Genomic DNA, 12,670 nt, shown 5'->3' with positions numbered 1-12,670 from the left:
TTATTGATATGCCTTACAAATGTCTTTTAAACGTTTAGTGACGCGATCCGCTTCTTGCCATGAATAGGCAGTTGCACCAGAAGCAAGTGGATGCCCGCCACCATTAAATTCCTTCGCTAATGTGTTAATAATCGGACCTTTAGAACGCAGACGGACACGAATTTGGTCTTCCTCTTCTATGAAAATTACCCATGCACAAATTCCCTTTACGCTACCTAGGCAACCTACTAAAAGCGAGGCTTCAGATGGTACAACTTTGAATTCGGCAAGCAATTCTTTTGTCAGCTTAACATACGCTGCGCCATTTTCATCCATAACAAAATTTTGGTAAATATATCCTTGTAAAGATAACAGCTTTTGCTCCATTTCATACATCCCATCGAAAATTTGATTTCGATCAAAGTTATATGAAATTAGTTCCGCTGCAACTTTAAATGTTTTTACAGTCGTACTTGGGAATTGGAAGCGACCTGTATCTCCTACAATCCCAGCGAATAATAATCGTGCGGATGCATCTGAAAGTTTCCAATCAGCGATTTCTTTTCCTTCTTCAAAAAGCTCATAAATCATCTCACTGCATGAACTAGCAGTTGTTTCTACCCACAATAAGTCTCCGTATTGATCGTCATTAGGATGGTGATCTATTTTTACGACCATTTTCCCTTTTGTATAGCGTTGATCGTCAATACGCTCAGTATTCGCCGTGTCGGTAACAATAACTAATGCATTTTCATATACATCATCCGCTATTTGATCAGGTTCAGCTAAAAACGACAAGGATGTATCATGCTCACCAACAGCGTAAACTTTCTTTTCTGGATAATTTGCTAAAATCAATTCTTTTAACCCTAACTGTGACCCATATGCATCAGGATCTGGACGTACATGTCGATGGATAACGATTGTCTCATATGAAGCAATTGTGTCGATGATTTGTCTTTTCAAAATGGTTTCCCCCAAAATGATAGTAATAACCGTTAGCATTTTTCCTCAATTATCGTTACAATAATGTCTAGTTATGCTAGGAGGTTTACTATGTTCAATTTAATTTTTGTGTTTGCAATAATTATATCATTTGTCTTTTATTTTTATTTTAAAACAAAACAGTTCCGTTCTCCATTACCTATTGCTAAAAATTGGTACAAAAGTAAGTCAAATATAGGTTTAGGTTCTTTCATTCTTGCATTTGCATTGAACCAAGCATACTTATTCCCTGGAACGTTTACATTTATCATTGTAGCAATTCTTGTCGTATTAGGCATCTTTGTTGTTGTTGAAAATATTAAAAAGGCTCGTCACTATGGTCAATTTGTTGATGAAGAGTTTCGTATTAATCGATAACTATTACACTGCATTGCACATATAATTGAAAAAAACTGTTAAAGGGATGACCTAGTATTTGCCCTAGGCCATCCCTTTTTTGTTTGCTTAACGCTCTAATAGTTGGAACATCATCATTGCCTTACCGACAAGCATTTGCTGATTAAATACTTCGAAGTCCATTTTTACGAACTTACGACTCATATCTAATATGCGAGGTTTGACAGTAAGTGTGCTCTCCATTTGAACAGGTTTGATGAAATAAATTGTCATGTTTTCTGCAACTGCATCGCCACGCTTACGACGCTTTAATGCAAATGATCCAACTTCGGCTAGTAAAGTTGTAAATGCTCCATAAGAAATAGCCCCATATTGGTTTGTCATTTGCGGTGTCACTTTAAACTCCACGATTAAATCTTCATCGCCAAGTACTTTCATTTCATTTTTCACTAAATCATCAATGGTCTCACCGTGTTGAGGCTGTCTTTGCGCTAGCTGCAACGCCTTTAACACATCTTGTCGACTAATTACCCCTTGTAAAACATTATCGTCATTTACAATTGGTAGTAAATCGATACCTTCCCAAATCATGCGATGCCCTGCTGAAGCGACGCTCATTTTCATTGATCCAGCAATTGGGTTTTTCGTCATCACTTTCTCAATAAGCTCGTCCTCTTCCCTACCGATTACGTCTTTAACCGTAATCATTCCAACTAGCTTATTCATAGCAGTTACTACCGGAAAGGCACCATGAGTTGTACGCTCATTTAACTTATGGAAGTGATGAATCGTTTCATCATTATGGAGCACAGATGTCTCGGTCATTGGCACGAAAATATCCTCAATAAATAAAATATCTTTTTTGATTAACTGGTCATAAATCGCACGGTTAATCATCGTTGCCACAGTAAAAGTATCATAACTAGTAGAAATAATCGGTAAATCTAATGAATCGGCAAGCTGTTTGTTATCATCCGTTGTATCAAATCCACCTGTAATTAATACAGCTGCACCTGCTCGGAGCGCATTTTCATGAGCTTTAAAACGGTTTCCGACAATCAGTAAGCTACCTGCATCTGTATAACGCATCATATCTTCTAATTGCATCGCACCGATTACAAATTTTGTTAATGTTTTATGTAGACCGGTTTTGCCACCTAGCACTTGGCCATCTACAATATTAACAATTTCTGCAAATGTTAATCGTTCGATATTTTCTTTCTTTTTCTTCTCAATACGAATTGTTCCTACGCGCTCAATAGAACTTACAAGGCGGCGATTTTCCGCTTCTTTAATGGCACGGTAAGCCGTTCCCTCACTCACTTGCATTTCCTTTGCAATTTGTCGTACTGAAATTTTATCGCCCACGGGTAGTGATTCGATGTATTGTAAAATCTTCTCATGTTTTGTTGACAAAATATCACCTATTTCTCAAGCAATTAATTCTGTTATTAGTGTACCATATTTTTTGCGAAAATATTGAGTATAAAGGTGTAAAATGTTTTACGTTTCCCATTATTTCAACTACGCACGTGGTGTCAATCATTATAGTACAGCAACTTAAATGATTAGGAACAGTTTACTTTTTCACCCGCTTTTAAAATTTGAACTTCTGCATTTTGCACTAAATTAGCAAAAATTTGCGGATCCTGTTCGATTGGAGGGAATGTATTAAAATGGATCGGTACAACGATCTTCGGCTTTAAAAATGATACTGCACATGCAGCATCTTCAGGACCCATCGTAAAATTATCGCCAATTGGTAAAAACGCAATATCAATTGGATGACGCTCTCCAATTAATTTCATATCACTAAATAGTGCTGTATCACCAGCATGGTAAATTGTTAATCCTTCGATAAACAATAAAACACCTGCAGGCATACCCATATAAATAATTTCATTGTTTTCTGTTACATAAGACGAGCCATGGAATGCCTGTGTAAATTTGACCTTTCCAAAATCAAACTCTCTCGCTCCCCCAATATGCATTGGATGCGCTTTCACACCTTGCCATGAAATCCAGTTTGCTAACTCATTCGGTGCAATAACTAGCGCATCCTTTTTCTTTGCAAGCTCTACTGTATCGCCCACATGGTCATTATGCCCATGTGTAAGCAAAATAATATCTGGTGCTTCTTCAGCAACCTTTAAATCAGTTTGGCTATTTCCATTAATGAAAGGGTCAATTAAAATTGTTTTACCATTTGTTTGAATTTTAACAACAGAATGTCCATGATAACTAATTTGCATTAATCGTTCCTCCTGATATTGAGAATATTTGCTCCATCTTTTAATTCGCTATCCATGCGCTTTTTCCCTTTTTTTGATATGCTTAAACAGGATATGAAAAGTGTATAGTGCTTAGCTTTTCCCGACATACAAATGCCGAGAAAAAGCCACGCCGTGTTTTACTTTTAAGGAGTGGGCACTAGTAAACTTTGCCTTGCTTTCACCTTAAATCATTGAAGCTACATAAAGGCGTACCGCTATAGGCTAACATCAGCAAACTAGGTGCAATATGAGGAGGAAATGGATGATGTCAAAAGTACAAGAAATCCAAAATTATTTACAAAAAAATCAAATTGATGCTGCTTTCGTTACGACTCCCGATAATGTTTTTTACGTATCTGGTTTCAAAAGTAACCCCCATGAACGATTACTAGGAGTGATGATTTTTAAAGAGGCAGAGCCTTTTTTAATTTGTCCACAAATGGAGATTCCAGATGCAAAAGCTGCAGGCTGGTCATATGAAGTCATCGGTCACCAAGATACAGACAATGCTATGGATATTCTTGCACAAGCAATTATTGCTCGTAATGTAAATCCATTAACGTTTGCAATTGAAAAAGCACAGCTTATTGTAGAGCGCTTAGAAGCTTTACAACAATCATTTCCACAGGCAAATTTTGTACGTCTAGATGAAAAAATTAATGCAATGCGTGTTATTAAAGATGAAGATGAGTTGAACAAGCTTCGTAAAGCCGCACAGCTTGCAGATTACGCAATTGAAGTAGGCTGTAAAGAAATTGCTGAAGGTAAAACTGAAATGGAAATCTTAACAGCTATTGAAAGCGCTATTCAAGAAAAGGGCTGTAAAATGTCCTTTGAGACAATGGTGTTAAGTGGTCCTAAAACGGCTTCACCACATGGTAAACCAGGCGCTCGTAAAGTCGAAAAAGGCGATATGATTTTATTTGACTTAGGGGTAATTTACGATGGCTATTGCTCAGATATCACACGTACAGTTGCATTTGGAGAGCCTTCTGAGGCACAAAAAGCAATCTATGATGCCGTATTAGCTGCTAATACAAATGCAATTGAGGCAGTAAAACCTGGAGTACGCGCAATGGATTTAGATAAAATTGCTCGCGATACGATTACTAATGCAGGCTATGGAGAATATTTCACACATCGACTTGGTCATGGACTTGGTATTTCCGTACATGAATTCCCATCTGTTACAGGAGCGAATGACATGGTTATGGCAGAAGGTATGGTGTTTACAATCGAGCCAGGTATTTACAAATCAGATGTGACAGGTGTACGAATTGAAGATGATGTCGTAGTGACAAATGATGGTGTAGAAGTTTTAACAAAATTCCCTAAAGACTTAATTGTACTGTAATTAACAAACTGTTTTACAGTTGTAGAGGATGGAACTAATTACTTTGGTGTTTCATTCAAAGTTGTTAATGAATTTCCACTATGTAAAATGAATAAAATGTTAGCTATTCTTTCTTTTGCAATCATAAGAGAGCACTAGTTGATGGTAGCGGAGGCGGCGACTCCTGCGGGAGAGCACGCATAGTAAGAAGCAACAAACCACGCGTCAATGATGTTGCGGCTTACAGTATGCCCGCAGTAGCGGACATCAACAGCATAGCAAAAAAGTGTTAGATTGACTGCCGTCAATCTAACACTTTTTATATCCGTACGTAACGGTAATGAACCGCAAAATTTTTCTATATTTATTTTAGTATTTTATTTTATTAATTCATCAACATTCACATATGGCAAATCTTGAGCTTCTGCTACCGCTTTATAAGTAATATGCCCATCTAATGCATTAACACCCTTTTTCAATGCAGGATTGTCTATACATGCTTGTTTATAGCCTTTGTTTGCTATTTGTAGCGCATATGGAATTGTATTATTTGTTAAAGCAATCGTTGACGTACGTGGTACAGCACCTGGCATATTGGCAACAGCGTAATGTACAACCCCATGCTTAATATATGTTGGATCATCGTGTGTTGTCACGCGATCAGATGACGCAAAAATCCCACCTTGGTCAATCGCGATATCCACAACAACAGAGCCTGGTTGCATCGATTGAATCATTTCTTCCGATACTAGCTTCGGTGCTTTAGCACCAGGAATTAGAACAGCCCCTACAACTAAATCTGAGCTTTTCACTGATTCTGCAATATTATAAGGGTTAGAAATTAACGTTTGTACATCGCGACCAAACATGTCTTCTAATTGACGTAGACGTTCCGGACTTAAATCAATAACCGTTACATCCGCTCCCATACCAACAGCGATTTTCGCAGCATTTGTGCCAGCAATTCCGCCACCAATAACTGTTACTTTTCCGCGTTGTACACCAGATACACCACCTAATAAAATACCTTTACCACCATGATTTTTCTCTAAATATTGTGCACCAATTTGAGTTGCCATTTTACCTGCAACTTCACTCATCGGCGTTAATAAAGGTAAAGAGCCATTTGCAAGTTGTACTGTTTCATAGGCAATACCTACAACTTTTTTATCGATTAATGCCTGCGTTAGTTCACGCTCCGGCGCTAAATGTAAATAGGTAAATAAGATTTGTCCTTCATAAAAGTAATCGTATTCCGATGCTACGGGTTCTTTTACTTTTAAAATCATTTCTTGAGCCCATGCTTCCTTTGCTGATGCAACAATATGTGCACCCGCTGCCGCGTAATCTGCATCTGTAAAGCTTGAACCAATACCAGCTCCTGCTTCAATATACACTTCGTGGCCAGCATGCGTTAATGAGACAACCCCTGCTGGTGTCATTGCTACGCGATTTTCGTTGTTTTTAATTTCTTTTGGAATACCAATCTTCATATTTCCAATCCCCTTTCATAACCTATGAACTAAGCAATATCTCACCAAAATACGATTCCTCGTAGATGATGACCCCCTTGCACTTCCATCTTACCAAACAAGTGAAAAAAATGCTTTAATTAAAGCAAATACTAATTAAATTCGTAACATTTTTAAAATACTAAATATTACTACTAATCAGTTGAAACGAGGTATTTCATAGTAAACGCCTTTACTTATTCACAAATTTTCTCCGGAAAGTATTTCCTTTAGAAAATGATTTGGTATAATTACATTATACAAATAGGGAGGTAATACAAATGGCTAATCATTATAAAAGCATTGTAGTTGCAGTAGACGGTTCTAAAGAAGCGGAGTACGCTTTTCGTAAGTCAATCGATGTTGCTAAACGTAACGAAGGTGCTGTATTAAACCTAGTAAACGTAATTGATACACGTTCATTCGCTGCTATCGAAGCATATGACCGTTCAATTGCAGAACGTGCACAAGCTTTCTCAGAAGAATTATTAAATGGTTACAAAAAACAAGCTGAAGATGAAGGCTTAGCAAACGTAAACCTAATAATTGAGTATGGATCTCCTAAAAATATTATTACAAAAGAGCTTTCTAAAATCGTAGATGCAGATTTAATTATTTGTGGAGCTACTGGTTTAAATGCAGTAGAACGCTTCCTAATCGGTTCAGTTTCAGAAGCAATCGTACGTTCAGCTAATTGTGACGTACTTGTTATCCGTACACCAGAAGCTTAATAAGCAATACATAAAAAGGTATCCAAATATGGATACCTTTTTTATTATTTTCCTTCTTGCCACATTTTCACTTTTTCAAAGAACATCGCAAGAGCTTGTTTATTTTGCATATTTGGTACTTTCGCCAACAATACTTCTTTCGGAGCTTTAAAAGCTTCCCCTTGTTTTTGTAAAATCACAATACTTTTTTCAAGTGATTTATTAGCAAACATCGTATCTGGCAATTGAATTATTGCTTGAATCCAAGCATGCTTTTGAATGTACTTATGCAGTTGCTTAGACTGTTCGGATTCAAAGAGATGCGTCGGAGCTAGGAAAAATAAATATCCCCCATCCTTCGTATAATTGACAGACTGCTCAATAAATAAATGATGTGCATAGCTCATGCCCTCAGATGCACAAAGCTCATAATCTAAAGCCACTTCCTCATTCGGATAGTAACCGACTGGTAAATCACAAACAATGGCATCTACAGGATCTACTAATAGGTCTTGCAAAGCATCTTGTCGATATAAAGAAACTGGCTGCTCTGTTAAATCTGCTGTTGCTGCGGCTAATCGGATAAGTAACTCATCAACCTCCACACCAGATGCCTCTACTTTTCCATCGAGTAAATTCATAACAGTTAACAGTAAGTTACCAGTGCCAACTGCTGGGTCCAACATTGTCAGTTTTTCTTTTGCTAATCGATCCGCAAAAATTTGTTCTACGAAATAGCCAACTAATAGACCAAGAGTATCTGGCGTCATTTGATGATTTGGCTGGGAACCTTTTCGCATTCCTTTTAAAATAGCAATTTGAATGGACTTGCGCACGTCTTCTTTCGTTGCACCTTGCTGTGAGAAATCTACATCCCCATCAAGCCAAGCCTCTAGTCCATCAAGTACACCCTCTAATAAAGTCGTATCCTGCTCTTTTTCTATTTTTTCTGCATGCTCATTTAGCATCCCAAATAGTTTTTCAATCTTTTCCATACATAACTTCCTTTCACGCAGAAAAGAGCCGTGACAAACTCTGTCACAGCCCTTTTGTCTAGTATTATCTTAGCCTAAAAGAAGCAAATTATGCTAGTGCTTTAACTGCTGCAATTGCTGCTTCATAGTTTGGATGATCTGTAGCCTCAGGTACATACTCGACATAAGTCACTTTTCCAGCTGCATCTACCACAAATACTGCACGTGCTAGAAGACGTAATTCTTTAATATATACACCATATGCTTCACCGAAAGAAAGATCGCGATGATCTGAAACTGTTTGAACTGCATCAATTCCTGCAGCCCCACACCAACGTTTTTGAGCAAATGGTAGGTCAACAGATACTGTATAAATAACTACGTTATCTCCTAAAATTGCAGCTTCTTCATTAAAACGACGTGTTTGTGCATCACATACGCCTGTATCTAATGACGGAACAACACTAAATAAACGAATTTTACCTTCTGAATCCGTTAAAGAAACAGGTGATAAATCATTTGCTAAAACTGTGAAATCCGGTGCTTGGTCTCCAACCTTTACTTCGTTACCTATTAGTGTTACTGGACCTTTTTTAAATGTAATTTGTGCCATGAAAACGCCTCCTAATCATCATATGTACATAATCTTACTAAATGTAGGGAATTAATTGCAACTAGGACAGCTTATTATAGGCTAATCTTTGTGAATGCCTGTCATTTGCCACCTAATATTGCTCGACAACAGTCCAAAAAAGAAGGGCCACCTCATATGTTGGAGGTGGGCCCATTATTATTCTTCTTCAATCTTCTCCACTATCTGTTCAGGCTCTTTTAATTTTTCCTGAGTTGGTGTCGCTAATTGTGCTGTTTCTTTCGCTACGTATACTTTTTCATGGACAACCGTCGTATCTGCAAAATAATCATGTATGCCTTGGTTGTCAGGTAAAATCGCCACAAAAATATAAAGTGGCATAATTATGTTACTAATTAAACGACCAATCCATTCTCTGAACAGCACATCTGACCATGTAAGTTTGTCATGCTCTAGTGAGATAACGCGTAGCCCGAAAGCCATTTTCCCTAACGTTTGCCCAAAAAATTTCGTCATTAATACAAAGTAACAATAATAGAGAATAGCTGAAATAATTGAGATAGGTGCATACCAGACCGAATCCGATAATGACCAGTCCATTAAGTAAAATATCGGATTGGCAACGATGCCACCAACTGCTGAAATAATTAATCCATCTAAGACAAATGCCCAAAAGCGCACCCAAAATCCTGCTGTCTTCAATTCGTAATTTGTAGTCACTATTGGTGTCGTTGGCTTATCTAACAGTTCTTGTTCAATTGAGGGTGTCCCTTGCAAAACGAATTCATTGTTTGTCATGGTATGCCCTCCTTAGTATTCACCATATAAGTACATCATTTTAGGTGCCTTGTATTCTGTCATAATTTTCGTTAGCATTTTTTCTTCAGCCGATGGACCAAAAAGAGAGCTTACTTTCATACCAATTAATGACGGTAGGCCACCTTGATCATAGCTGTATTCAAACAAAACTGCATCCTCTAAACCGTAATCTTGACGTAAAGCTGCAATAGCTGCTTGCTCGTCGCCAATTTCATCGATTAAGCCTGCTTCAAGTGCCTTTGTTCCACCAAGAATTCGACCATCTGCCACTTTTTTCACGTCAGCTTCAGACATATTACGTCCTTGTTCAACAATATCAACGAACTCTTCATATGACTCGTTAATCATATCTTGCATCATAGCGCGTTCTTCTGCTGTAATTTCACGCGTTGGACTCAGCATGTCTTTATGTTGCCCAGATTTAAACGTCTCAAATTTCACGCCAACTTTTTCTGCAAGTTCCTGATAATTAATAGATTGCATAATGACACCAATTGAACCTGTTATCGTATCACGGTGTGCATAAATTTTATCTGCTGGTGCTGAAATGTAGTAGCCACCTGATGCTGCCATCGAATCCATTGACACATAAATTGGAATTTGACGTTCCTCTTTAATTTGCAACAGTTTTTTATAAATTTCTGCCGATTCCTTTACACCACCACCTGGTGAATTAACACTAAGAACAATACCTTGTACTGAATCATCATATAAAATATTGTCCAACTGATTTAAGAAAAACTGGTGATCATAAGCAACGGTTTGCCATAATGTGTTCGATCCAACATCTTGAATCGTTCCATCAACTTTTAAATAGGCAATACGCTTACTATAATCTTCACCCTCAATAACCGTTTCATAAACATTTAAATTATTTCCAGCGACAATGCTGTCAAAATTACTAAAAAAGTCTGATTTAAATATGGCAAAAATCGTATTAATCCCTAATGAAAATACTAACAACACAGCTGCAATAGCCAAAGCTATCCACCTTTTCACATTCATACAAACGCCTCCTCATCACGTTATACGTCTAAATGTCCAAAACGTTTCACTTTTAAGTAATTTTTATGTAAAAATGTTCTGTTGTTTATTATTTTACTATAAATAAATGGGGCTACAACAAAAAATCAAAAGTTCATAAAAAAACATGAACTTTGATTTTCCGACTTTATTTCCTAGGAAATATTTATTGATGTGTGTAATGCGCTTTTTCTTGTTGTCGTAATTCGACACGACGGATTTTACCAGAGGCAGTCTTAGGTAACACTTCTACAAATTCAATCGCACGTGGATATTTATAAGGTGCAGTCAATAATTTCACATGGTTTTGTAACTTTTTAATAAGTGTATCATCCCCAGTCTCATCTTCACGAAGGACTATAAATGCCTTAACAATATTTCCTCTTACTTCATCTGGACTAGCAACAACAGCCGCTTCCTTTACTGTAGGATGTTTCATTAATGCATCTTCTACTTCAAATGGCCCTATTGTATAGCCTGAAGAAATAATGACATCATCTCCGCGGCCCTCAAACCAAAAATAGCCATCAGCATCTTTATATGCACGGTCACCTGTTATATACCATTCTCCGCGGAATTGTAGGTTTGTGCGTTCAGGATCTTGGAAATATTTTTTAAAGAGTGCAGGTGTTTCTCGATGCACTGCTATATCCCCAACAACACCTTCCGACACAGGATGTCCTAGGTCATCGATTATTTCTACTGTATTTCCTGGTGTCGGTTTACCCATTGAGCCGACGCGCGCTTCCATGCCAACCATTGTCCCAACAAGTAATGTATTTTCCGTTTGCCCGTAACCATCTCGAACCTGTATATTAAACGTTTCAGAGAACACTTTTACTACTTCACTATTCAGTGGTTCACCCGCTGATACAGCTTGGCGAATTCCGCTTAAATTATAGTCCTGTAAATTATTGAGTGCTGCCATAAAACGATACTCTGTCGGTGTACAACATAATACATTTACTTTAAATTTTTCAAGCAATGACAAATAAGTTGACGCATCAAATTTGCCTTTATAAACAAATGCCGTAGCACCACTGCCTAAAGTTGCTAGGAATGGACTCCAAATCCATTTTTGCCAACCAGGCGCCGCAGTAGCCCATACTATATCATTTTCTTGAACACCTAACCAATTCGGTGCCGTTGTCCGTAAATGAGCATAACCCCAGCTATGTGTATGAACAGCCGCCTTAGGATTGCCAGTTGTTCCACTTGTATAGGCTAAAAAAGCATTGTCTGTACTTTTTGTCGGTGTAGGATTCGTATAGTCTGTAGGATGCTCCTCCATTTTTTCAAGCAACGGTTGCCATGGTGTATGAGCATGACCAATAACATATTGCAAAATACCCTTTAAGTTTTTCACTTCGTCAAATTGCTCAATATATGGCTCGTAGGCAATTATTCCTTTTGCATTTGCATGTGTAATTCGGTATTCAATATCCTTTGTACGCAACATTTCCGAACTAGGGATAATCGTTAAGCCCGCTTTTAATGCCGCTATGTAGACGATATATGCCTCGACAGATCTTGGAACCATAACTAAAAGCACATCGCCTTTTGTTAGTCCCTGCGAAGTAAATACATGGGCCGCCTGATTTGCTTTTTCAAGTAAAGTTGCATATGTAATATGTTGAATTTCTTCATGATTATTATAAACAATTAATGCATTTTTAGTTGGGTCCTGAGCATATTTCTCAATCTCCTCAACAATGTTATACCATTCTGGTGCGATTAAATCCTGTCTTTTCATAATAACTGCCTCCTTATTGCTAGGTTTATTATAAAACTCATTTTTTATTATTTTCAATGGATGAACCTTATTTTAAGAAAGTCATGACAATTATCATGGTTTATTATATGGCATCAGTCACTGCTTTCCAGATAATGATAAAATGCTATTGAATACTGTGGATAGGTATGTTACATTTTGGACAACTAAAAACTTCATGATTGCGGGGGGACTCATAACGAGTTGAGAAGGTAAAACCTGACCCTTTGAACCTGTTAGTTAATACTGACGTAGGGAGCAACACACATCTTATTATTGATGATAGGCTCTTTTTACGTGTATATTTCGCACGAAAAAAAGAGCTTTTTTGCATGCTTACGTCC

The 12,670-nt window shown here is 37.5% G+C and carries 12 protein-coding genes and 1 riboswitch; of the genes, 3 read left to right on the top strand and 9 right to left on the bottom strand.

Annotated features, from left to right (window positions below):
* Entirely contained in the window at positions 1 to 945 is a 945-nt protein-coding gene (locus ACIQXW_RS15575; protein WP_402763604.1) for a DHH family phosphoesterase, read from the bottom strand.
* A gap of 90 nt (positions 946 to 1,035) precedes the next feature.
* On the opposite strand from ACIQXW_RS15575, the gene ACIQXW_RS15570 reads away from it, so the two are divergent.
* Positions 1,036 to 1,341 (top strand): YtpI family protein, encoded by a 306-nt coding sequence (locus tag ACIQXW_RS15570; RefSeq protein WP_340823063.1) that lies wholly within the window; start codon positions 1,036 to 1,038, stop codon positions 1,339 to 1,341.
* An 87-nt stretch (positions 1,342 to 1,428) separates the two neighbouring features.
* Here the strand turns inward: ACIQXW_RS15570 and ACIQXW_RS15565 are convergent, their stop codons facing one another.
* Together ACIQXW_RS15565 and ACIQXW_RS15560 are read right to left on the bottom strand one after the other, a co-directional pair.
* Positions 1,429 to 2,736, bottom strand: coding sequence for a DRTGG domain-containing protein (locus ACIQXW_RS15565; RefSeq protein ID WP_340823061.1), 1,308 nt, complete (start codon positions 2,734 to 2,736; stop codon positions 1,429 to 1,431).
* Positions 2,737 to 2,888: 152 nt separating this feature from the next.
* Positions 2,889 to 3,572 carry a metal-dependent hydrolase gene (locus tag ACIQXW_RS15560; protein ID WP_340823058.1) on the bottom strand — a complete coding sequence of 228 codons (684 nt, stop codon included), beginning with the start codon at positions 3,570 to 3,572 and terminating at the stop codon, positions 2,889 to 2,891.
* Between the two features lie 286 nt (positions 3,573 to 3,858).
* Here ACIQXW_RS15560 and ACIQXW_RS15555 point away from each other — a divergent pair, with 286 nt between their 5' ends.
* Positions 3,859 to 4,947 (top strand): M24 family metallopeptidase, encoded by a 1,089-nt coding sequence (locus ACIQXW_RS15555; protein WP_402763995.1) that lies wholly within the window; start codon positions 3,859 to 3,861, stop codon positions 4,945 to 4,947.
* A gap of 356 nt (positions 4,948 to 5,303) precedes the next feature.
* Here the strand turns inward: ACIQXW_RS15555 and ald are convergent, their stop codons facing one another.
* Positions 5,304 to 6,419: an alanine dehydrogenase gene (ald, locus tag ACIQXW_RS15550; RefSeq protein WP_340823056.1), complete on the bottom strand. Its 1,116-nt coding sequence runs from the start codon at positions 6,417 to 6,419 to the stop codon at positions 5,304 to 5,306.
* A 299-nt stretch (positions 6,420 to 6,718) separates the two neighbouring features.
* Between ald and ACIQXW_RS15545 the strand changes: the two genes are divergently transcribed.
* Positions 6,719 to 7,168 (top strand): universal stress protein, encoded by a 450-nt coding sequence (locus ACIQXW_RS15545; RefSeq protein ID WP_139860572.1) that lies wholly within the window; start codon positions 6,719 to 6,721, stop codon positions 7,166 to 7,168.
* 44 nt (positions 7,169 to 7,212) lie between these two features.
* On the opposite strand, the gene ACIQXW_RS15540 is transcribed toward ACIQXW_RS15545, so the two are convergent.
* From ACIQXW_RS15540 to mbcS, 5 genes are all read right to left on the bottom strand, one after another.
* The gene (locus tag ACIQXW_RS15540; RefSeq protein ID WP_340823055.1) at positions 7,213 to 8,142 is read right to left on the bottom strand and encodes a class I SAM-dependent methyltransferase; all 930 of its coding nucleotides are present in this window, start codon (positions 8,140 to 8,142) and stop codon (positions 7,213 to 7,215) included.
* A gap of 88 nt (positions 8,143 to 8,230) precedes the next feature.
* Positions 8,231 to 8,734, bottom strand: a complete 504-nt coding sequence (gene tpx / locus ACIQXW_RS15535; RefSeq protein WP_340823054.1) for a thiol peroxidase — start codon at positions 8,732 to 8,734, stop codon at positions 8,231 to 8,233.
* A gap of 177 nt (positions 8,735 to 8,911) precedes the next feature.
* Positions 8,912 to 9,511, bottom strand: coding sequence for an RDD family protein (locus ACIQXW_RS15530; RefSeq protein WP_340823053.1), 600 nt, complete (start codon positions 9,509 to 9,511; stop codon positions 8,912 to 8,914).
* Between the two features lie 12 nt (positions 9,512 to 9,523).
* Positions 9,524 to 10,537, bottom strand: a complete 1,014-nt coding sequence (sppA, locus tag ACIQXW_RS15525) for a signal peptide peptidase SppA (protein WP_340823052.1) — start codon at positions 10,535 to 10,537, stop codon at positions 9,524 to 9,526.
* 184 nt (positions 10,538 to 10,721) lie between these two features.
* Entirely contained in the window at positions 10,722 to 12,308 is a 1,587-nt protein-coding gene (mbcS, locus tag ACIQXW_RS15520) for an acyl-CoA synthetase MbcS (RefSeq protein ID WP_402763596.1), read from the bottom strand.
* Between the two features lie 194 nt (positions 12,309 to 12,502).
* Positions 12,503 to 12,601, top strand: a riboswitch (TPP riboswitch).
* The last annotated feature ends 69 nt before the right edge of the window (positions 12,602 to 12,670 follow it).

Source organism: Lysinibacillus sp. NPDC097162, assembly GCF_044762185.1.
Lineage (GTDB): Bacteria > Bacillota > Bacilli > Bacillales_A > Planococcaceae > Lysinibacillus.
Note: the sequence above shows the minus strand (reverse complement) of the source record. Positions and strands in the feature narration are given on the sequence as shown.